Source organism: Singulisphaera acidiphila DSM 18658 (assembly GCF_000242455.2).
Taxonomy (GTDB): Bacteria; Planctomycetota; Planctomycetia; order Isosphaerales; family Isosphaeraceae; genus Singulisphaera; species Singulisphaera acidiphila.
The window spans coordinates 6011976-6033678 of the sequence record NC_019892.1 but is presented as its reverse complement, the minus strand read 5'-3'; the positions used below and the strand labels follow the sequence as shown (position 1 = coordinate 6033678).

The following is a 21703-nucleotide window of genomic DNA, read 5'->3' as shown; positions in this document are numbered from 1 at the left end:
CCCCTTAGCCGCGCAGGCTCAGGGGAGAGGAAAAAGCCGTGAAACAGGTAGACCGACCTTGGCCCAGTATGAGCCGAAGACGTTAATGAGCCACGACCGGTGCCCTGATCCTGCCGGCCAAGGGCTCGGAAGACTTCTTGGCTGGGTTGCAATCGTGGTGACACTCGCCGGGCCGGGTTGCCGAGATCAGGCGTCGCTCGAGGGTCAGCCGGTCGTGGTGCCGCAGACTTCAAAAACGCCCCCGGCTGGCCCCTGGTTCATCGACCGGGCTCATGAATTCGGGCTCGACGTCGTGACCCGATGCGGCAGCCCCGATAAGAGCTCCATTCTCGATGCGATTGGCACAGGCGTCGCCCTGCTCGATATCGAGGGCGATGGCGACCTCGATATCTTCGTCGCCCCCGGCAGTGAGGTTCACAACGACAAGGTCACTTGCGCAGGGGGCCCCTGGCTATTCCGAAACGATGGGCCCGGCCGCTGGGTCGACGTCTCGAAAAGTTCAGGGCTGCACTACACCGGCTGGGCGCAGGGCACGGCCGTGTGTGACTACGACGGCGACGGCGATTTCGACCTCTTCATCGCGCAGCACGGTCCCGACACCCTCTGGCAAAACCAGGGGGACGGCACGTTTCGCGACGTGACGAACGCCGCCGGAATCTCCGACAACGCATGGGGGATTTCGGCCACCTGGGGCGACTACAACTCCGACGGTTGGCCCGACCTTTACGTGACCAACTACGTGAATGTCGACGCGATCCATCCCCCCGAACTGATGCACTACTACGGGGGCAAAACGATGGTCTTCCGGGGTCCCGAGCACCTCGAAGGCCAGCCTGATCGCCTCTGGCGCAACAACGGAGACGGGACGTTCACGGATGCCACCAAGGCCGCCGGCCTCGACAACCCAGACGGCAAGGGGATGTCGGCCGTCTTCGCCGACCTCGACGGTGACCACCTGCTCGACCTCTACATCACCAACGATGGCCAGGCCAACGAGCTTTACCGAGGGCTTCCCGGTGGCCGGTTCCGCGAAGAAGCCGTCGTCGCCGGAGTGGCCTACAGTGACACCGGGCGTGCGGAGGCCGGCATGGGAATCGCCATCGCCGACATCGACGGCGACGGCCGGCTCGACCTCGCCCGTTCAAACTTCCACCACCAGGGGACACGGCTCAATCGCAATCTCGATGGAAAATCGTATCTCGACATCTCGACGCAGTCGTCTTTATTCGGCCGGACGAGTCATTACGTCGGCTGGGGACTCATCCTGGGAGACTTCGATTCCGACGGCTGGCCCGACCTGTTTCAAGGCAACGGGCACGTGTTTCCCAAAGGGACGGCCGACCCCTATGACCAGCCGCCGCTGATCCTCCGGAACGATGGGAAGGGGCATTTTCAAGACAAGACCAGCGACTGGGGCCCTGACCTCTATTCCCTCCGTTCGGGCCGCGCCGTCGCGGCGGGCGATCTCGACGGCGACGGCGACATCGACCTGGTGATGACGACCATCGACGGCCCACTTCGCGTCATCATGAACGAGGGTGTGAGCAACAATCACGCAGTGACCGTGAAGCTGGTCGGCCTGAAACCAAACCTCGAAGCGATCGGTGCGGTGGTCAAACTCCGAGCCGGCGGCCGCGACCGGATCGCGACATTGATGCGAGGGGGAAGCATCCTCGCCGCGTCCGACTCAGCCCTCCATTTCGGACTCGGCCCGGCAGCATCGATCGACCGTGTCGAGGTCGAGTGGCCCGACGGCTCACGCTCCGTCATCTCCCAAGGCCCGATCCCAGTCGACTCGGTACTGACCATTCGCCAGGGGTCCTCGGCCCTCTCCCACCGTCGGTTCGCGACTCTCAAGGGTGTTCCATGACGGGCCGCGTGAAATGGCTGGGCCTGACGACGCTCGGGGGGTTGGCCGTAGCCGTCTGCGCCTGGTGGATTTATCAGGAATGGAACGCGGCCGTCCTCCTCGATTCGGGTAAGGATGCGGCGAATCGGGGCGATTTCGTCACCGCGAGCCGGGACTTCAGCGCGGTGCTCCGGCGTTGGCCGAATCATGACGAGGCCGCATTCGGACTCGGCGTCTGCGAGCAATCCTCCGGTCGTCTCGACGCCGCCGTGAAGGCCTGGGAGCGAATTGGACCAGAGTCGCCTTATGCCCATGTAGCGGCCATGCGGATCGCCCCGATCGCGCTGGAACGCGGGCAGTTCGCCCGTGCCGAAGACCTGCTCTGGAATGCCCTTCGCGCAAGCGGCCCCCATCGCGCCGAAGCCCGTGAAATGCTGGTTCGCGTCCTTCGATTTGAAGACCGTCGCGATGAGGCCCGCGAGGTCCTCCGGCTGGATCTTAAAAAGGCCCCCGACACGTTGCCGGTGCTCCGTGCTCTCTGGATGCTCGACATCGAGGCCGTTGCGCTCGAACGCACATTGACCATGTTCAAACAGGCAACGCGGGATGCTCCCAACGACGATCGCGTTTGGCTCGGGCTTGCGAACCTCGCCCGGCGGGCCGGCCGGCTCGACGAGGCGGCGGAATGGCTTCGCAAGTGTCGCCACGTTCGCCCCGAAGATCCCGCCGTCTGGCGTTCCTGGCTCACCTGGGCACGCGCAACCGACAACGCCGAGGAGGCCCGCCTCGCCTTGCAACATCTTCCCGCCAAGGGCTTCACCGAGGGAGACGTTCAAGAGCTGCGTGCCTGGTTTGCCAGAAACGCCAACGATCGCCAGGGCGAACGCAAGGGGCTCGAGCGATTGCTGGTGTGCGAACCCTCGTTCCCGGGTGCGCTCGAACGCTTCGCCGAACTGAACGCGCTGGCCGGCGCGACCGATCAGGCTGCCCAACTCCGTCGCCGGAAGGCGGAGCTTGACGCAAACCGGGAACGCTATCATCGGCTCTTCGAGGCCAAGGCCGATCGCTTGCCCCTGCTGAGCCTGGAGATGGCCAAGCTCGCGGAAACGCTCGGCCGGAGCATTGAAGCCGAAGGCTGGTGGATGATGCGACTCCGCACCCATCCCGGCGATGACGAGGCCCGAACAGCCTTGAATCGGCTCGAACATTCTCGGCCCTCCTTAAAACCAGGCGCCACCTTGGCGGACCTCCTGGCCGACATGGCGCCGTCGGTCACCGTGAAGCGATCAAGAGCGAGCCTTGCGAGGCATGAGGTTCAGGTCCACCCTCAATTCCGCGACGATGCAGAGCGGGTAGGACTCAACTTCACGTTCGACAACGACCGGTCCTCTCAATGCCGTCTTCCTGAAACGATGTCCGGAGGAATCGGGTTACTGGATTACGACGGCGACGGATGGCTCGATGTCTATTGCGTCCAAGGGGGTCCTTTAATCCCGTCCTCCGACAGACCTTCCCCCGGCGACCGCCTGTTTCACAACCGGGGCAACGGGACCTTCGAGGACGCCAGCGAGCCTTCCGGAATCGCGGCGATGCCTAGAGGGTACGGCCACGGCGTGGCGGTCGGCGACTATGACAACGACGGCCGGCCCGACCTGTTCGTCACCCGTTTCGGATCGTACGCCCTCTACCACAACCAAGGGGACGGGACGTTTCAGGACCGAACCGAGACCGCAGGTTTCAGCGGTCCGCGTGGCTGGCCCACATCCGCCGCATTTGCCGACCTCGACGGGGATGGGGACCTCGACCTCTATGTCTGCCACTACGTGCGCTGGGACCCCGACCACGCCACCCGCTGCCACGATCGGGAAACGAAGCGGCCGAGCTACTGCGAGCCCAAACTCTTCGAGTCCGAAGCCGATCGGCTCTTTCGGAACGACGGTGGACGATTCGTGGATGTGTCTGAAGCGGCGGGGATCATGGACCACGAAGGCCGAGGGCTGGGAGTCGTCGCGGTTGACCTCGACGGTGACAAGCTTGTCGACCTGTTCGTTGCCAACGACATGACCGCGAACTTCGCCTTCATGAACCAAGGGGGCCTCAAGTTTCGCGAATCGGGGCTTGAATCGGGCCTGGCTGCCAACGCCGCCAGCGGCTTTCTGGCGGGTATGGGGGTGGCCTGCGGCGATTCAAACGGCGACGGCCTGCCCGACCTCGCGGTGACCAATTTCTACGACGAGTCAACCACGCTCTACCGCAACCTCGGGCGCGGCCTCTTCGCCGACCACAGCGCGGCCGCCGGCACGGCACTGCCGAGTCGCTATCTCCTGGGCTTCGGGATCGCCTTTCTCGATTTCAACAACGATGGCCACCTCGACCTCGCCACGGCCAACGGGCACGTAAACGACTCTCGGCCGCTTTACCCCTACGCGATGCCCTCCCTCCTTCTGGCCGGAAGTCCGTCGGGACGATTCGTCGACGTCACTCTCGACGCCGGCCCTCCTTGGACCACTCCGCGCCTAGGTCGAGGACTCGCGGTCGGCGACCTCGACAATGATGGCAAAGTCGACTTCCTCCTGGTTTCGCAGGGAGAGCCCCTGAGCTACTTTCATAACCAGACCAAAGCAGGTCATTACCTTGGACTTCGCTTGGAGGGATCTCGGTCGCCCCGCGACGGGGCAGGAGCGCGGATCGAGTTCAAGAGCGGCGGCGTCCGCCATTCCGCCTGGCAATTCGGGGGTGGAAGCTATCTCTCCGCGTCCGACTCTCGCCTCCACTTCGGCCTGGGCGACCAGGACCGTGTCGAATCGATCGATGTGTATTGGCCTTCGGGTCAAACCAGTCACTTCGAGAACCTGAGAGCCGACGCCGCCTACCTCTTGCGGGAAGGCCAGGATGCCCCCGAGCCCCTCGTCGGCTTCGCTCTCACGGAAGCGGATTTCCGGAATCGCCCCGCCTCAAGATCAATCGCGATGCGGCGGGGATTCGACACCGAAAGACCGCGGGCGGGTCACCCGCGGTCCCAAGGGAACGCAATCGAGGCTGAGAACCGCGTTAGACCACGGTCCGGAAGTACTCCAGCGTCCGCTTCAAGCCTTCGGCCCGGTCGATGGTGGGGTTCCAGCTGAGCAATTCTTGGGCCCGGGTGATGTCGGGGCGACGGCGCTTGGGGTCGTCCTGGGGCAGCGGGTTGTAGATGATCGTGCTCTTGGTCGTCGGGACCATGGCAATGATCTCTTTCGCAAGCTCGAGCACGGTCAATTCGGACGGGTTGCCGATGTTCACCGGCTCGGAAAAATCGGCGTGGAGCAGCCGGTAGATGCCGTCGACCAGGTCGGTGACGTAGCAGAAGCTGCGGGTCTGGTCCCCCTTGCCGAAGACGGTGAGCGACTCGTCCCGGAGGACCTGACCCATGAAGGCGGGGAGGACCCGGCCGTCGTTGAGCCTCATCCGAGGCCCGTAGGTGTTGAAGATCCGGACGATTCGCGTCTTGACGGCGTGGTAGCGGTGATAGGCCATCGTGATCGCCTCGGCGAACCGCTTGGCCTCGTCGTAGCAGCCGCGAGGACCGATCGGGTTGACGTTCCCCCAGTAATCTTCGCGCTGGGGATGGATCTCGGGGTCGCCATAGACCTCCGACGTGCTCGCCAGCAAGAACCGGGCGTCTTTCGCCTTGGCCAGGCCGAGAGCGTTGTGCGTGCCCAAGGCACCGACTTTGAGCGTCGGGATCGGATGGGCCAGGTAGTCGGCCGGGCTCGCCGGACTGGCAAAGTGGAGTACGTTGTCCACCGGACCGTCCACCTGGAGCGGCTCGGAGATATTGTGCTCGATGAACTGGAACTTGGGATCGTTCATCAGATGAACGATATTGCGACGATGCCCTGTCAGAAGGTTATCGACGCAGAGGACCTCGTCCCCTTCGGCCAAGAACCGCTCGCAGAGATGCGATCCTACAAAACCCGCACCGCCGGTGATGACCGTTCTCATCGCAACACTTCCATCCGCTCTGGCGTCCGAAGACGAAGGTGGTATGCCCTTGGTTGTCGTGATCCGAGGCGCCACCATACAGACTCAACCCCTGACTTGACAATGCAAGCTCGGCCGTCAGCCGGAGGTCCCGGACGACCCGAACACGTAGCGGCCAAGTTCGCGGAGCCAGTGGGAGAAACCACGCGCCGGGGGAACAAAGATCTCGAACGGAGCGCGGGTGGACGCTGACCATGGAGGAGAATAGCCGAAGGGCCGGCCTTCGACTTGATAGCCGGCGACGCGCAACTGCATCACCATCAAGTCGGCCGCAGCGGCGTTATGGCTGTGCACGTAGAATTGGGTGGGGATCAGGTGAGGATGGGCCTCCAGGCAGAGCCAGCGCACGACCTCCATCCCACAATCTTCTCGGCCGCAATCGACGAACGTTTCTCCCCCGAGGTCGTGATCGAGGTGAACCTCGTCCCACTCCTCATTGAGCCGAGAAAGGCATTCTTCCACCGTGGAGACCCAAACGGCGTGCGGAACCTCGGCGAGGAAGACCTCGGCACGGCCGGGGTCATCGTCGAGGAACAGGACACGACTCCGTGGCGGTTCCGCGGTGGGACCGTTCGTTGACAACCGAGATTCGTCATCACGGGACATGAGATTCATCCCTGGGACGCCTCATCGGCAACTTGTCCTGAACGACTCGGCGGCTCGGTTCCCACCGTAACAGTCCCCTCCCCCTCGCTCTCAGCAACCCCTTGCCACCGGGCCCGGAATTCGGGCAGCGGGTATTCGACGATTGGCAGGTCGACCGTCATGAGTTCGAGCAGTCGGAGATAACCGCGTGTGACTCGCGCTTCCTCGGCCGCCACGAAATCAGGGTCGAGCGCCGACTTCGCGAAGTACCCCTCAACCGTCACGGGAGGGAAATCAGCCGCCACGATGAACTGGGCCAGGGACGGGTTGCAAGCCAGGTGACGTTCCGGCCTGACGTGGAGGGTCTCCGGGTCGACCTCGCCGAGAACATACCTCAAATAGAGGTCGGACTGGGTGAGATCCTCAACGTCCCGGCCACACACTTCGCAAAGATAGCCTTCATCACAGAGGGCCATTGCCGACAGCCTCCTTCATTCCGACCGAGGGAAGGCGCGATCAACCGAGCAGGTCGGCCATCGTATAGAGCCGGGGCGGTTTGCCGGCCAGAAACTTGGCGGCGTCGAGTGCGCCCAGGGCGAACCCGTCTCGATTCAAGGCGCGGTGGGAAAGTTCCAGGCACTCCCCCATCAGCCCGAAAACGACGGTGTGCTCGCCGGGATTGTCCCCCGTGCGCAGCGCGTGGATCCCGATCTCGCCTCGAGGACGCTCGCCAACATCTCCCTGCCTGCCGTGAACGAACTGGGACGAACCCACCGCATTGCCGACGATCTCGGCCAGACGGAGAGCGGTCCCGCTCGGAGCGTCTTTCTTGAAATGATGATGGCGCTCGACGATCTCGATGTCGGCCGAGTCGCCCAGGGCGCGGGCGGCCTCTCCCGCCAGCCGCATCAACAAGTTGACCGCCCGGCTCAGGTTAGGGGAGATCAGCAAGGCGATCTTGGCGCTCGCCTCCTCCATGATCTTCCGTTGCTCGGGGTCAAACCCGGTCGTGCCCACGACCATCGGCACGCCCTGTTCGGCACACGCCTTGGCCATCGCCAGCGCTCCGACGGGCAGCGAGAAGTCGATCGCAACATCCACGGGTCCGACAAGCGCCCCTGAGAGCGGCACGCCCAACGGGCCGAGGCCACAGAGCGTTCCGGCATCCTCACCGAGCTTGGGATGGTCGGGGCGATCCAAAGCCGCCGCCAGACGAAGTCCCGGATCGGCCTGAATCAACTGGATGAGCCGAACGCCCATCCGTCCCGTGGCCCCGTTGATGGCAACGTTCAGAGCAGGTGAACTCACAGTCGAAACGCCTCTTCTCAGCCCAGTTCTCATAATGCACGAGCCACACCAAACATGATAAGGAGCGGAGCCGATCGACGCCACCTCGGATCAGCGCCGATCGTGATCCCGGCAGACCGCATTGCTAAGGAGAGAACCCAGGGCAACATGTCGATTCAGCGGACGTCCTGAAGCACAGGCTTCACAATGCAAACCCCTTCATCGCACACGGTTCGACAAACTCTAGGTTCGCTTAAGAAAAGATAGACAAATTACGCCGAGAATTCCGATCAAGCCGCATTTTCTCGGCTATACTCCTCAAATAGAGTGGCGAATGGAGCGAGCACCCTCGGCCTTTTTTCTTTTCAGGCGGTCAGCCGTCGAGGGTGCGGTCGCAGACCGGTGAGACCGATTGTAGGGGATGGCTGATGAGACGTAGTCTGATCATAGGTGCCGTCTTGCTGGTGATCGTCGCGGCAATTGCCGGGGTCACCTGGGCGTTCACCGAGGGGAACAGGCTGCCGATCCGGGTCGGGCTTCTCCATTCCCAGACCGGGCCGATGGCGATCAGCGAGCAATCGATGATCGACGCGGAACAACTCGCGATCGAGGAAATCAATGCGCGGGGCGGGCTGCTGGGCCGGCCGGTGATCGGAATCGTCGCCGACGGCAAGTCCGATCCAGCGACCTTCGCGCAGCAGGCGGAACGGCTGATCAACGGCGAGAAGGTCGACATCATCGTGGGTTGCTGGACGTCGGCAAGCCGCAAGAGCGTCCTGCCCGTGGTCGAACGGGCCAATCACCTGATGATCTACCCAATGGCCTACGAGGGGTTGGAGATCTCGCCCAACATCATCTACACGGGATCGGTGGCGACCCAGCAAGTCTTGCCCGCCTTGAGGTGGAGCTACGACACCTTGAAGGCTCGGAAATACTTCCTCATCGGTTCGGATTACGTCTGGCCGCATACGGTCAACGCGATCGCGAAGGATGCCCTGAAAGGCATGGGCGCCGAGACCGTCGGCGAAGTCTACTGCGCCTTCGGCACGTCCGACGTGAAGGAGATGGTGGCGAAGATCCAGCAGGTCAAGCCCGACGTCGTGCTCAGCACGATCGCGGGCGAGACGAACCTCGCCTTTTACAGCCAGCTCCGCCAGGCTGGGGTCACGCCCGACCAGATCCCCGTGATCTCTTGCAGCATCGGTGAGAACGAGCTTCGCAAGATGGACGCGAAGGACCTGGCCGGCCACTACTCGGCCTGGGGCTACTTCCAGTCGGTCGACCGGCCGGAAAACAAGGAGTTCGTGCGGAAGTACCAGGCGAAGTATGGGGCCGACGAGGTGGTGAGCGACGTGACGGTGGCCTCGTACAACAGCGTGCGGCTCTGGGCTCAGGCCGTGGAGGAAGGGGGCTCGGTCGACCTCAAGATGACCAAGCTCTTTCTCCTCCGGCAAAGCCTCGACGCCCCCGAAGGTGTCATCTCGGTCGATCCCGAGAGCCAGCACACCTGGCGTCCGTTCTATCTCGGCAAGGCGAGGCTGGACGGCCAGTTCGACCTCGTCTGGTCCGTGGACAAGCCGATCCGGCCGACGCCTTTTCCGATCACGCGGAGCCCGGCGGAGTGGGAAGCCTTTCTGCAAGAGATGCACACGCGATGGGGGGGGACCTGGGCCAACCCCAATGCGCCAGCCCGCTCGTCCACTCCGGACTGAACCGATCGCGCCAAACTAGCAGCCTAAGGGAAGCAAGGACCGGCACGGAGCCTTCCGGTAGCGAATCCCCAAAGCCCCCGATCCGATCTCGGCCACCCTGACACAGGTCCACCCGCGCATGAACCTCCGACTCCCCTCGCTCGCCAGCGCCAACATCGCGAGCCGCCTGCTCTTCTGGTTCCTGGCGATCGCGCTCGTCCCCAGCATCATCCTGACCGTGGTCACCGCCTACCTGTCGCGGCGGTCGGTGGAGATCTCGGTGCATGATCGCCTGATGGTCATCGCGGACGCCAAGACCACCCAACTCGAAAACTTCATCCGAGAGCGCCGGGGAGACGTCGCCGTGCTGGGCCAAGCCCCCGCCGTCGTCACGGCCGTCGCTCGGCTCAGCGAGTTGGCCAAGACGGGCAAGCGCGCAACCGACGAGTACCGCCGCGAGGCCGACGCAATTCGTGCCGGACTCGGAGTCTTCGCACACGCTTACAATTATCCCAACATCTATATTTTCGATATTGAGGGAACTCCTCTGGCCTCGTATCAGCGCGGATTCGATACGGGGACGAACCTCTTGACGGGTCCGATGAAGGGAACGGAGTTCGCCGACGCGTTCGTACGGGCCCGGACCTTGCTTCAGGCCGTGATGTCGAACTACCAACTGTACCCGGGGCGAAGCCAACCCTCAGCCTTCGTGGCCGGCCCGGTCATGCAGAACGGCATCTCCGTGGGCGTGGCGGTCGTCGAGTTGGGCAACGCGCAAGTCTTCCGGGTGTTCGACGATTACTCCGGGCTGGGAGAAACCGGGGAGACCATCGTCGCGATGCGAACGGGTGAGGAGTTGACCTTCGTAGCCCCCACCCGTTTCGACCGCACGTCGGCCTTCCGTCTCAAGATCCCGATCGGGGGAGCCTTGTCGGAAAGCATGCAGCTTGCCGTCAGGGGGAAGCGGGGATACGGCGAGGGGCTCGACTATCGTGGCTCGCCGGTGATCGCGGCCTGGTCCTACCTCCCCTCCTACCGCTGGGGAATGGTCGTGAAGCAGGATGTGGGCGAAGCCTTCGAGCTGATCCGCCAGCAACGCATCGTCGTGGTGATCCTCCTCAGCTTGACCGTGGTGGCTGTGGGGCTCGTGGCAATTCTCGTGGCCCGCTCGCTCTCGAGGCCGATCCGTGAAGCGGCCGACGCGGCCAATCGCGTGGCGGCCGGCGACCTCAGCGTGCAGATCAAGACGCGAGCTACGGGAGAGGCCGGGCAACTGCTCACCGCCGTGAAGAAGATGACGCTCGACCTCAAGACGCTGATCGGCAAGATCCAGAAGTCGAGCATCGCGTTGATGTCGACGGCCACCGAGATCGCCGCGACCTCGCGACAGCAGCAAGAGACGGTCAACGAATATGGCGCCTCCACCAGCGAGGCGGCCGCCGCAGCCAAGCAGATCTCGGCGACCAGCCAGGAGCTGCTCCGCACGATGAACGAGGTGAACAACGTCGCCGCGCAGACGGCCCAGATGGCCACCGAAGGGCAAGGAAGCCTGTCCAACATGGGCCGATCGATGCGGAGCCTGGCCGACTCGACCGGATCGATCAGCTCCAAGCTCTCGGTGATCAGCGAGCGGGCCGCCAACATCAACCTGGTCGTCACCACGATCACCAAGGTTGCCGACCAGACCAACCTGCTCTCGATCAATGCGGCGATCGAAGCCGAGAAGGCCGGCGAGTACGGCCTCGGCTTTCTGGTGGTCGCCCGCGAGATCCGCCGGCTCGCCGACATGACCGCCGTGGCCACCCTCGACATCGAGCGGATGGTCAAGGAGATGCAGTACAGCGTCTCCGCCGGCGTCATGGAGATGGATAAATTCACCGACCAGGTCCGCCAAGGGGTCGGCGAGGTGGCTCACATCGGCGAGCAGCTCGGCCTGATCATCACCGACGTACAAGGCCTGACCGGGCGCTTCGAGCAGGTGACTGAAGGCATGCGAGTCCAGTCGCAAGGGGCCGAGCAGATTCGCGAAGCCGTGGTCAGGCTCAGCGACGGAGCGCACCAGACCTCGGTCTCGCTCCGCGAGTTCAACAAGGCGACCGACCACCTCCGTGAAGCCATCTCCGAACTCAAGGAAGAAGTCTCCCGGTTCACCCTCGACCAAGCCGAGCCAGGGACCTTCCCAGGCTCATAACTCTCGGTTCGAGACACGATCGAAGGCCTCGAAGCCATCTGTATTCAAGAAACATTCCTCCTGGCGACGCGGAACGGAAACGATGCTCCCGAGGCGGGTCCTATGCTACTCTTGACGTTCCGGGTCGCTCACGACCTCTACGCCGTAGCCGCCGAGCGCGTCGTGGAAGTCGTGCCGAGGATCGAGCTTCGGCCGATTCCTCACGCCCCGGAATCCTTGGCCGGACTGTTCAACTACCGCGGCAAGGCCGTTCCCGTGATCGACCTCGGGGTTCTGCTCGGTTCCACCCCCTGCCTTGAGCGACTTCATACTCGTGTCATCCTGGTCGACGAGCCAGGCGGTCGCGGCGAACGGCTGATCGGGCTGGTTGCCGAAAACGTGAGCGACGTCATCATGGTCAAGCAAGAGCAGGTCGTCCTGGCCGCCATGAACATGGAGCAGGCTCCTTATCTCGGGACCGTCGTCCGGACCGAGATGGGGCTCGTCCAGGTCATCTCGGTCGATAAGGTCCTGCCGAAATCGCTCCGCGAGGGAATCTTCGGCCCACCTTCGGAGGCCCCATGAGCGGGACGCGGAGCGTTGACGAACTGCTGACCGAACGCATTGGACTCGACCCCGGATCGGTCGGATCCAGCCTGGTCGCTCGCGGGCTCGAAGCCCGAATGTCAGCGCTCGGCCTCAACGACCGGAACGAATATGAGCGTCACCTGAGCGGTTCGGGAGAGGAGTTCCAGGCACTCGTCGAGGAAGTCGTCGTCCCCGAGAGCTGGTTCTTTCGAGACGACCGCCCGTTCACGTTCCTTCAAGACCAGGCCCGCTCGAAGTGGCTGATCGACCCCAGCCGCCCGCCGCTCCGAGTGCTGAGCCTCCCCTGCGCAGGGGGGGAAGAACCCTACTCCATCGCCATCGCCTTGCGAGAAGCCGGGCTGCCTCCGACGCGATTCCGGGTCGACGCGGTGGACCTGAGCGCCCGCTCGCTGGCTCGGGCCCGCCAGGCGATCTATGGTCGAAACGCGTTCCGAGGATCCGACCTTGCCTTTCGGTCTCGCTACTTCAAAGAGCAGAACGACCGCTACGAGCTCGATGCGTCCGTGCGAAACGCTGTCCGCCTGATCCAGGGGAACATCCTGGATTCCAGACTGCTCGCGAACGAGCCGACCTATGACATCGTCTTCTGCCGCAACCTCCTCATCTACTTCACAGAGGCGGCCCGCGCCCGGGCGTGGGAGAATCTGCTTCGGCTACTGGCCGAGTCGGGCCTGCTCTTCCTGGGGCACGCCGAACGGTTGGAGACCGCCGGAGTGCGGCTCACCGCCATCGGCGACAAGGGGACCTTCGCCTATCAGCGCGTCGCGACGAGTCCACCGCACGTCGCAACAAGCCTCCCCTCGCCGGTCCGCTTGAAAGCCATCGAGCCTCCCCCTCGAGTGAAACCGACCCCGCCCCAAATCAGTATCAGCAGCCGGCCCACGGCCGATCGCGCACGGCCGATCGACGCCGAGGTCCGGCCGATGAGTCGCACGACACCAGTGCCTGGTCCGGCCATCGACAACGGTTCGGCCACATCGACACTCCTGGACCAGGCGGCCGAACGGGCCGACCAGGGGCGGTACGACGAGGCGGTCGGCCTCTGCGAACAGGCGATTCGCGAGTCCGGCGCATCCGCCCGAGCCTTTTTTCTCCTCGGAATGGCCCGGCAGGCCGCTGGCGACCGGAACGCGGCCGAGGCCTCGTTTCAGAAGGCGGTCTATCTCGACGCGCAGCATGACGAAGCGTTGCTGGCCCTTGCCCTGCTCGCCCAGCGGCGCGGCGATGAGGCTTCGGCGCTCGGCTATCGCCGCCGAGCCGAACGGGCCCGCGCACGGAAGGGGGTCGGATGAGCCTCAGCCTGCCCATCGCTCAGACGGTCGACGATTGCTGGAACCGGATCGGTGTCTCCGGCGATCGGACCTGTCCGGAGCTCGAGACTCACATTCACTGTCGGAACTGCCCGGTCTTCTCATCGGCCGCGCGAAGTTTCTTCGACCGCCCCGCCCCGTCCGGTTACTTGGCGGAATGGACGAAGATCCTCGCCGAACCGACGGTGCAGACCGGCACGGACGACGTCAGCCTCCTGATCTTCCGGCTCCACGGCGAATGGCTAGCGCTCGGCACACGGGCCGTCGCGGAGGTGACTACCACTCGACCGGTCCACCGGATCCCCCATCGCTCGAATGGCGTCATCGATGGGCTGGTGAACCTCCGAGGCCAGCTGCAAATCTGCATCTCGCTTCATGAGTTGTTGGGGGTCGATCCCCTCTCCGATGACGGCAAGACCCAAGGCCGGAACGGTCGAACGGGCGATCAGCCAAGGCTCATTGTGATCCAGAAGGATTCCGAGACCTGGGCCTTCCCGGCCGACGAGGTTCCTGGAATCCATCGCCTCCCTCGCGGAGGACTGCGCAACGTCCCCGCGACCCTGGCCAACCCGACCACCAGCTTCAGCCAGGCCTTGTTCACCTGGCACGGCCATAGTATTGGCTACCTCGATGATCAACGCGTCTTCGCGGCGCTACGGAGCCTGGGGAAGTGAGCGACGACCTCAGCGGCTTCTCAATGATGGAGTTGTTTCGCACCGAGGCGGAGAGCCAAACGGCCATCCTCTCGGAAGGACTCCTCACCGTCGAAACTTCAGACGGATCCTCGGCCGTCTTCGAACCCTTGATGCGTGCGGCTCACTCACTCAAAGGAGCCGCGCGGATCGTCGGCGTCAACGCCGCCGTACGGATCGCCCATGCCATGGAGGACTGCCTCGTTGCCGCACAGCACGGCAAGGTCGCCATCCTCCCTCATCATATTGACATCCTCCTCCGCGCCGTCGATCTCCTCAGTCAGACCGCCCTCGTCGCTGAAGATCAGCTCAACGAGTGGGAGACCGCCCACGAAGCGTCGATCGCAGGGATGGAGACCGAGCTCGCCGCGATCCTTTCCGGAGAGGCTGCGCCCACTCCTCCGGTTGCCGAGCCTCAGGTCGCGCCCACTCCTGTCAGCGAACCGCTTACCACAAAGCCGCAAGCGGTGAGCGACGACCTCAGCGGCTTCTCAATGATGGAGTTGTTTCGCACCGAGGCGGAGAGCCAGACCGCCATCCTTTCGGAAGGGCTTCTCGCCGTCGAAACTTCAGATGGCTCCTCGGCCATCTTCGAACCCTTGATGCGCGCGGCTCATTCACTCAAAGGGGCCGCGCGGATCGTCGGCGTCAACGCCGCCGTACGAATCGCTCATGCGATGGAGGACTGCCTCGTCGCCGCACAGCACGATCAGGTCACCATCCTCTCGCATCACATCGACATCCTCCTTCGCGCCGTCGATCTCCTCAATCAGACCGCTCTCGTTGCCGAGGATCAGCTCAACGAGTGGGAGACCGCCCACGAAGCGTCGATCGCAGGGATGGAGGCCGAGCTCGCCTCAATCCTCTCCGGAGAGGCTCTCCCGACTGCCGAGCCTCAGGTTACGCTCGCTCCCGCCAGCGAACCGCTTGCCACAAAGCCGCAAGCGGTGAGCGACGACCTCAGCGGCTTCTCGATGATGGAGTTGTTTCGCACCGAGGCGGAGAGCCAAACGGCCATCCTCTCGGAAGGACTCCTCACCGTCGAAACTTCAGACGGATCCTCGGCCGTCTTCGAACCCTTGATGCGTGCGGCTCACTCACTCAAAGGAGCCGCGCGGATCGTCGGCGTCAACGCCGCCGTACGGATCGCCCATGCCATGGAGGACTGCCTCGTTGCCGCACAGCACGGCAAGGTCGCCATCCTCCCTCATCATATTGACATCCTCCTCCGCGCCGTCGATCTCCTCAGTCAGACCGCCCTCGTCGCTGAAGATCAGCTCAACGAGTGGGAGACCGCCCACGAAGCGTCAATCGCAGGGATGGAGGCCGAGCTCGCCGCGATCCTTTCCGGACAAGGTGCCCCCCCCCCGCTCCCCGTCGCCGCCGTGGCACCACCTCCCGTAGCGGCCGCACCTCAAGTGGCCGCACCTCCCGTCCCACCCGCAAAGGCCCCGGTAACTCCGGCCAAACCGGCTGCTTCCCCAAAGCCGAAATCCGAGTCACGGGCGACTGCGGAGCGAACGCCCCCCGCTGCGCCGGAGCAGGCGGAACGTGTGGTCCGGGTGACCGCGGAGAGCTTGACCCGGCTGATGGGCCTGGCGGGGGAATCGCTGGTCCAGACGCGTCAGCTTCGCCCCTTCGTCACATCGCTGCTGACGCTCAAGGGGCGTCAGACCGCCCTCTTGGAGACGATCCAGACGCTGGAAGATCGGCGCGAATCGGGACGCGGCTTGGATCCGGCCGTCCTCGCTGAGGTGCTGGCCAAGGCCAAGGCCCAGGCCAATGAGTGCCTCCAAGGGCTCGGCAAGAAAATGGAGGAATTCGAGGAGATCGCGCGACGGAGCGAGGATCTTTCGGGCCGGCTCCACCACGAAGTCCTCACCAGCCGGATGCGGCCGATGGCCGACGGCGTGCGCGGATTCCCCCGGATGGTCCGCGACGTGGCCAGGCAACTGGGGAAGTCGGTCCGGTTCGAGGTCCTCGGCGAGACCACGGGGGTGGACCGCGACATCCTCGACAAGCTCGAGGCCCCGCTCAACCACTTGATCCGCAACGCTTTGGATCACGCGATCGAGCTTCCCGACCAGCGGCTGGCCGCCGGCAAGAACCAGACGGGAACGATTCGGATGGAAGCCCGGCACCGCGCGGGGATGCTCCAAATCACCCTGACTGACGACGGCCAAGGCATCGATCCCGAGCGACTGCGCGTCAAAGTCGTCGAGCGGGGACTCGTCGGCGCCCGAATGGCCGAGCAACTGACCGAGGCAGAGCTGCTCGAGTTCCTCTTCCTCCCCGGCTTCTCGACCAAGGACGCCGTGACCGAGCTCTCCGGGCGCGGCGTCGGCCTCGACGTCGTGCAGAACATGGTCAAGGCGGTCGGCGGAATCGTCCGCGTCAGCTCGCAGGTCGGCAAAGGCACCCGCTTCTCCCTTCAGTTGCCGATCACGATGTCGGTCATCCGCGCCCTCCTGGTGCGGATCGCTGGCGAACCCTACGCCTTCCCGCTCAATCGAATCGACCGGATCCTCCGGGTTCCCAGGTCCGACGTGCAAATCCTCGAGGGACGGCAGCATTTCAGCATGGACGACCAACCGGTCGGCCTGGTCGAAGCCACGCAGGTGCTCAATTTTCCCCCGGTCGAGTCGGCCGACGACTTTCTCTCGGTGGTGGTCGCCAGCGATCGAAGCCATCGGTTTGGCGTGGTGGTCGATGAATTCCTCGGCGAGCGCGACCTGGAGGTTCGTCCCCTCGACGCCCGGCTGGGCCGAGTCCCCAACATCAACAGCGCCTCGGTTCTCGAGGATGGCTGGCCGGTCCTGATCATCGACGTCGAGGACATGGTCCGCTCGATCGACAACCTGCTCGGAGGCCGCCGGCTCAATCGAGTGGCCGAGGCAGCGGAACAATCCTCGAGGCGCGGGCCGAAGCGGATTCTCGTCGTCGACGACTCAATCACCGTCCGCGAACTGGAGCGACAGCTCCTGGAGAGCCGAGGATACGTCGTGGAAGTCGCCGTCGATGGCGTTGATGGCTGGAATACCGTCCGTGGGGGAGATTATCATCTGGTCATCAGCGACGTGGATATGCCCCGAATGGATGGGATCCAGCTCGTTCAGCACATCAAGTCGGACGCTCGGCTCAAGGGGATCCCCGTCGTGATCGTTTCCTATAAAGATCGCGAGGAAGACCGGATGCGCGGTCTGGACGCCGGGGCGAACTGCTATCTGACCAAGAGCAGCTTTCACGACCGAACGTTCCTCGACACGGTGGTCGACCTGATTGGCGAGGCCGTCGAATGAGGATCGGGATCGTCAACGACCTGGCCATGGCCCGCGAAGCGCTTCGGCGTGCCGTGCTCTCGGTGCCGGGATATCAAGTCATCTGGATGGCCGGAGACGGGTCCGAGGCCATCGAGAGGACCCGGCTCAACCTCCCCGACCTGATCCTGATGGACCTGGTCATGCCCGGGATCGACGGCGTCGAGGCGACCCGCCGGATCATGGCCGAAACCCCTTGCCCGATCCTCGTGGTCACGGCAACGGTGAGCGGCCGCATGGGCCGTGTCTTCGATGCCATGGGCCATGGCGCTCTCGATACGGTCGATACTCCCACGCTCGGCCCGCACGGGGAGGTGGCGGGGGCGACCCCGCTGATCGAGAAGATCGCGATCATCGCCAAGCTGATCGGCAAGTCGGGGGAGGCCGGCTCCTCAACCGACATTCCAACCCAGCCGTTGGCCTGGAACGGTTCGCTCGTCCTCATCGGCTCGTCGACGGGAGGCCCCAATGCGCTGGCCCTAATCCTCGCCGACCTCCCGTTACAGCGGGATGCCTGCACGATCATCGTCCAGCACGTCGACGTGGCGTTTGCCCCCGGCCTGGCGACCTGGCTCGGCGAAAAGACCGGGCGGCATGTCGACCTGATCAAACCCGGCGACCGCCCCGGCAAGGGACAAATCCTCCTGGCCGCGACCAACGACCACCTCACCATGGATTCGAGCCATCGGCTCCGCTACAGTCCAGAGCCGATCGCACTCAGCTACCGCCCCTCCGTCGACGTCTTCTTCGACTGCGTCGCCACCCACTGGCCAAGGCCGGGGATCGCGACCGTCCTGACCGGGATGGGACGCGACGGCGCCAAGGGCCTGCTGAAGCTCCGCCAGGCCAAGTGGTTCACCATCGCGCAAGATCAGGCCACCAGCATCGTCTGGGGAATGCCCCGCGCAGCCGCCGAAGTGGGAGCCGCCGTCGAAGTTCTTCCGATTGAACGCATCGGCAAGAGCATCGTCGAGCACCTCCGTCGCTCGCAGCCCTCATGAACTGTCCGACCCGACTTTTTTAAAATCAACACGTTCTGATTATTTATCGAAGGGGAATCGCGTGGAACCCGGCCTGACGCAGCACCAGATCACGGTCCTCTTGATCGACGACCAACCCATGATCGGCGAGGCCGTGCGACGAATGCTCGCCAGCGAGCAGGATATCGTCTTCCACTACTGCAAGGATGCAACCCGGGCCGTCGAAGAAGCGATCAAGGTCTCACCGACCGTGATCCTTCAGGACCTGGTCATGCCGGAAATCGACGGCCTGACCCTCGTCAAGAAGTTCCGCGAAACCGAGGCGACTCGCGAGACGCCGATGATCGTGCTCTCCACCAAGGAAGAGCCGACGATCAAGGCCGAGGCGTTCGCGCTCGGGGCCAACGACTACATCGTCAAGCTACCGGACCGGCTGGAACTGCTCGCCCGGATCCGCTACCACTCCAAGGGTTACATCAACCTGCTCCAGCGCAATGAAGCGTACAAGGCGCTTCAGGAGAGCCAGCGGGTCATGGCCAAGGATGTGGCCGAAGCCGCCAAGTACGTGCAGTCGCTCCTCCCGGAGAAACTCAAAAAAGGAGCGATCCGCGCCGACTGGCGATTCATCCCCTCCGCCGACCTGGGGGGGGACACCTTTGGTTACGACTGGCTCGACGACGAGCACTTCGCGTTCTACCTGCTCGACGTCAGCGGCCACGGCGTCGGCGCGGCCTTGCTCTCCGTCTCCGCCTTGAACGCGCTCCGCTCACAATCACTGCCACAGACCGATTTCCGCAACCCGGGGCAGGTCCTCACCGCGCTCAACCGGGCCTTCCAGATGGACCAGCAAAACGGCCTCTTCTTCACCATCTGGTACGGGATCTATCATAAGTCGACCCGCCAGATCGAATACGCCGGCGGCGGCCACCCGGCGGCCTTGCTCCGCACCGGCCCCACGGTCGAAGAAGCCAAGCTCCTCATGCTCGAGTCGGAAGGCCCGATGGTCGGCGCAGTCCCCGACCTGGAATACCGGACCTCAACCTGCCAGGTCGAGGCCTTCGGCATGCTCTCGCTCTACAGCGACGGCGTCTTCGAGGTCGAACGCTCCGACGGCTCCACCTGGCCTTATACCGACTTCATCAAGTTTATGGGCGAAGCACCCCTGACGGGTGAGCAGGCCAGCATGGATCGACTGATCGAATACACCAAGGTTCTCGGCGGCTCGGACGAATACATGGATGACTTCTCGATCGCCGAGCTGCGGTTCTTGCCGCCGGAGTGAACCGCGAACAGCGGCCGGCTCCGTCTCTTGGACGGAGTCGGCTTCAGCCTGTCATTACCTTGAGGAGGTGGCAGGCTGACGTCAACCCGACAAGAACAGACCTGGCGGGTTGGGCCGACTCGACTTCGGAATTTGCACGGATCGATTCCGTGCAAGAGACCCTACGCCCCGGCTTCGCCGGCCGACCCTGCATCGGAGTAGAGCGCGATCGTCCGGATGATATCGTCGAGGTCGTTGGGAACCACAACCGGGCGATTGGCAAACCCGGCGCGGTGGACGCCTCGGCTGCCCAGCACCTTCTCGAAGTTCTCTTGGTCGGTGCCATGGTAGGCGACCGTCGCCGTCGGGTCCTTGAGCTGGTGACCGGTGAGGATGCAGACGACCCGGTCGGACGGGGCGATGATCCCCTCCTCGCGGAGCTTCTTGGCCCCCGCCACACTCGCGGCGCTGGCAGGCTCGCACCCGAGGCCCCCCGAGCCGACCCGTGCCTTGGCGTCCATGATCTCCTGGTCGCTCACCTGGCGAACGACCCCCTGGCAGAAGTCGAGCGCCCGCAAGCACTTCTTGAGGTTGACCGGGCGATTGATCTCAATGGCCGAGGCAATCGTCGACGCCTTCAAGTGCTTGGCGTCGAGCTCGTCATAATAGGTCTGGCTCGCCGCCATGTCGGGGAGGCCGTCGCGCCAGGTCAGGTTATGCTCGCTGACCAGGTACTCCAGGGTCCGGGCCCCTGCCGCGTTGATTACGGCCAGGCGCGGAACGCGGTCGATCAGGCCCAGGTGCTTCAGCTCGATGAACGCCTTGCCGAAGGCACTCGAGTTGCCGAGGTTGCCCCCGGGAACGACGATCCAGTCGGGAACTTCCCAACCGAGCCCCTCGAGGACCCGGTACATGATCGTCTTCTGACCTTCGAGGCGGAACGGGTTGACCGAGTTCATCAGGTAGATGCCCAGCCGGTCGGCAACCTGCCGGACGCGGTGCATCGCATCGTCGAAGTCGCCGACGATCTGGATGGTCAAGGCACCGTGATCGAGGGCTTGCGCGAGCTTGCCGTAGGCGATCTTGCCCGAGCCGATGAAGATGATCGCCTTGAAGCCGAAGTCGGTCGCCGAGCAGTAGACCGCCAGGGCCGCCGAGGTGTTGCCCGTCGACGCGCAGGCCACGCGGCGGGCACCGACCATCCGGGCATGGGTGAAGGCTGCGGTCATGCCGTTGTCTTTGAAGCTTCCGGAGGGGTTCATCCCCTCGTACTGTAGCTTCAAGTTGCCGGGTGTCATCCCGACGTACTGAGCGACCTTGTCGGCCGACTGAAGCAGCGTCTGCCCTTCGCCGACGGTCACCACCATCTCGCGCGGCGCAAACGGAAGCAATTCGCGGAACCGCCAGACCCCCGAGAAGTTGAGCGGGTCGAGCCGGGTCGACCACTTGGCCTCGAACTCGTTCAGCCGGCTCGGGACCGGAAGCCGGTCCCAATCGTAAACGACGTCGAGCAAGTCGCCGCACGTCGGGCAGGCGAAAATCGTCTGGTCAACCGCATAAGTCGCCCGGCAGGCCGGGTTGATGCACTGTTGATAAGCCAGGTCGGTCTGCGTCATGGTGGTGGGCACGGACATCAGACGGAACTCTCAGCGCAAGATGAACACCGCCCGGCCCGGCCCCAACGACCGTAACGGGAAACTGGACCAAATTCCATCCGACTACTCTACCGGCTAACTCGCCCCTGCGGCAAGCGTAAATCCACGCCCCCCGCCCCGAATCAGTCCGCACCGGAAGCCCTATCACTGCTAACACAGCAACTCATAATCTCACGTAAAACACCACGAGTTCTCCAAAAAATAACGGCGGCGGATTCTCACGGAGGAGGGGTTGACGCCATGAGGCTGAGTCCTAATCATACAAAACAGCGAA

Annotated in this window: 15 protein-coding genes; 10 read left to right on the top strand and 5 right to left on the bottom strand. The window is 63.9% G+C overall.

All coding sequences use genetic code 11. The features are described from left to right. Positions 1-85: 85 nt before the first annotated feature. Positions 86-1870, top strand: a complete 1785-nt coding sequence (locus tag SINAC_RS23770; protein WP_020466695.1) for a CRTAC1 family protein — start codon at positions 86-88, stop codon at positions 1868-1870. Beyond that, positions 1867-4974: an FG-GAP-like repeat-containing protein gene (locus SINAC_RS23765; protein ID WP_015248109.1), complete on the top strand. Its 3108-nt coding sequence runs from the start codon at positions 1867-1869 to the stop codon at positions 4972-4974. The genes SINAC_RS23770 and SINAC_RS23765 overlap by 4 nt, the downstream gene beginning before the upstream one ends. Here the strand turns inward: SINAC_RS23765 and SINAC_RS23760 are convergent. The 4 genes from SINAC_RS23760 to dapB all read right to left on the bottom strand — a co-directional run bounded on the left by SINAC_RS23760 (position 4901) and on the right by dapB (position 7765). Then, a complete protein-coding gene (locus tag SINAC_RS23760) occupies positions 4901-5833 on the bottom strand; it encodes a UDP-glucuronic acid decarboxylase family protein (protein ID WP_015248108.1) in 933 nt (310 codons plus the stop codon). The two genes, SINAC_RS23765 and SINAC_RS23760, sit on opposite strands and share 74 nt — an antisense overlap. Positions 5834-5950: 117 nt before the next feature. Continuing rightward, complete coding sequence (locus SINAC_RS23755) at positions 5951-6478, bottom strand: cyclic-phosphate processing receiver domain-containing protein (protein WP_237722734.1); 528 nt, start codon at positions 6476-6478, stop codon at positions 5951-5953. A 5-nt stretch (positions 6479-6483) separates the two neighbouring features. Then, the gene (locus SINAC_RS23750) at positions 6484-6933 is read right to left on the bottom strand and encodes a hypothetical protein (protein ID WP_015248106.1); all 450 of its coding nucleotides are present in this window, start codon (positions 6931-6933) and stop codon (positions 6484-6486) included. A gap of 40 nt (positions 6934-6973) precedes the next feature. Further along, on the bottom strand, positions 6974-7765 hold the full coding sequence (gene dapB, locus SINAC_RS23745) for a 4-hydroxy-tetrahydrodipicolinate reductase (protein ID WP_015248105.1): 792 nt from the start codon (positions 7763-7765) through the stop codon (positions 6974-6976). A gap of 407 nt (positions 7766-8172) precedes the next feature. Between dapB and SINAC_RS23740 the strand changes: the two genes are divergently transcribed. From SINAC_RS23740 to SINAC_RS23705, 8 genes are all read left to right on the top strand, one after another. Then, on the top strand, positions 8173-9456 hold the full coding sequence (locus SINAC_RS23740; protein ID WP_015248104.1) for an urea ABC transporter substrate-binding protein: 1284 nt from the start codon (positions 8173-8175) through the stop codon (positions 9454-9456). A gap of 118 nt (positions 9457-9574) precedes the next feature. After that, positions 9575-11626, top strand: a complete 2052-nt coding sequence (locus SINAC_RS23735) for a methyl-accepting chemotaxis protein (RefSeq protein WP_015248103.1) — start codon at positions 9575-9577, stop codon at positions 11624-11626. Positions 11627-11728: 102 nt separating this feature from the next. After that, complete coding sequence (locus tag SINAC_RS23730) at positions 11729-12190, top strand: chemotaxis protein CheW (protein ID WP_015248102.1); 462 nt, start codon at positions 11729-11731, stop codon at positions 12188-12190. Further along, a complete protein-coding gene (locus SINAC_RS23725; protein ID WP_015248101.1) occupies positions 12187-13506 on the top strand; it encodes a CheR family methyltransferase in 1320 nt (439 codons plus the stop codon). The genes SINAC_RS23730 and SINAC_RS23725 overlap by 4 nt, the downstream gene beginning before the upstream one ends. Then, positions 13503-14198 (top strand): chemotaxis protein CheW, encoded by a 696-nt coding sequence (locus SINAC_RS23720; protein WP_015248100.1) that lies wholly within the window; start codon positions 13503-13505, stop codon positions 14196-14198. The genes SINAC_RS23725 and SINAC_RS23720 overlap by 4 nt, the downstream gene beginning before the upstream one ends. Then, complete coding sequence (locus SINAC_RS41350; RefSeq protein WP_015248099.1) at positions 14195-17515, top strand: Hpt domain-containing protein; 3321 nt, start codon at positions 14195-14197, stop codon at positions 17513-17515. Before SINAC_RS23720 ends, SINAC_RS41350 begins: the two co-directional genes overlap by 4 nt. Then, positions 17512-18534, top strand: coding sequence for a chemotaxis-specific protein-glutamate methyltransferase CheB (gene cheB, locus SINAC_RS23710; protein ID WP_015248098.1), 1023 nt, complete (start codon positions 17512-17514; stop codon positions 18532-18534). Before SINAC_RS41350 ends, cheB begins: the two co-directional genes overlap by 4 nt. A gap of 61 nt (positions 18535-18595) precedes the next feature. After that, complete coding sequence (locus tag SINAC_RS23705; RefSeq protein ID WP_015248097.1) at positions 18596-19795, top strand: SpoIIE family protein phosphatase; 1200 nt, start codon at positions 18596-18598, stop codon at positions 19793-19795. A gap of 161 nt (positions 19796-19956) precedes the next feature. On the opposite strand, the gene thrC is transcribed toward SINAC_RS23705, so the two are convergent. Continuing rightward, positions 19957-21408: a threonine synthase gene (gene thrC / locus SINAC_RS23700; RefSeq protein ID WP_015248096.1), complete on the bottom strand. Its 1452-nt coding sequence runs from the start codon at positions 21406-21408 to the stop codon at positions 19957-19959. Positions 21409-21703 lie beyond the last annotated feature (295 nt).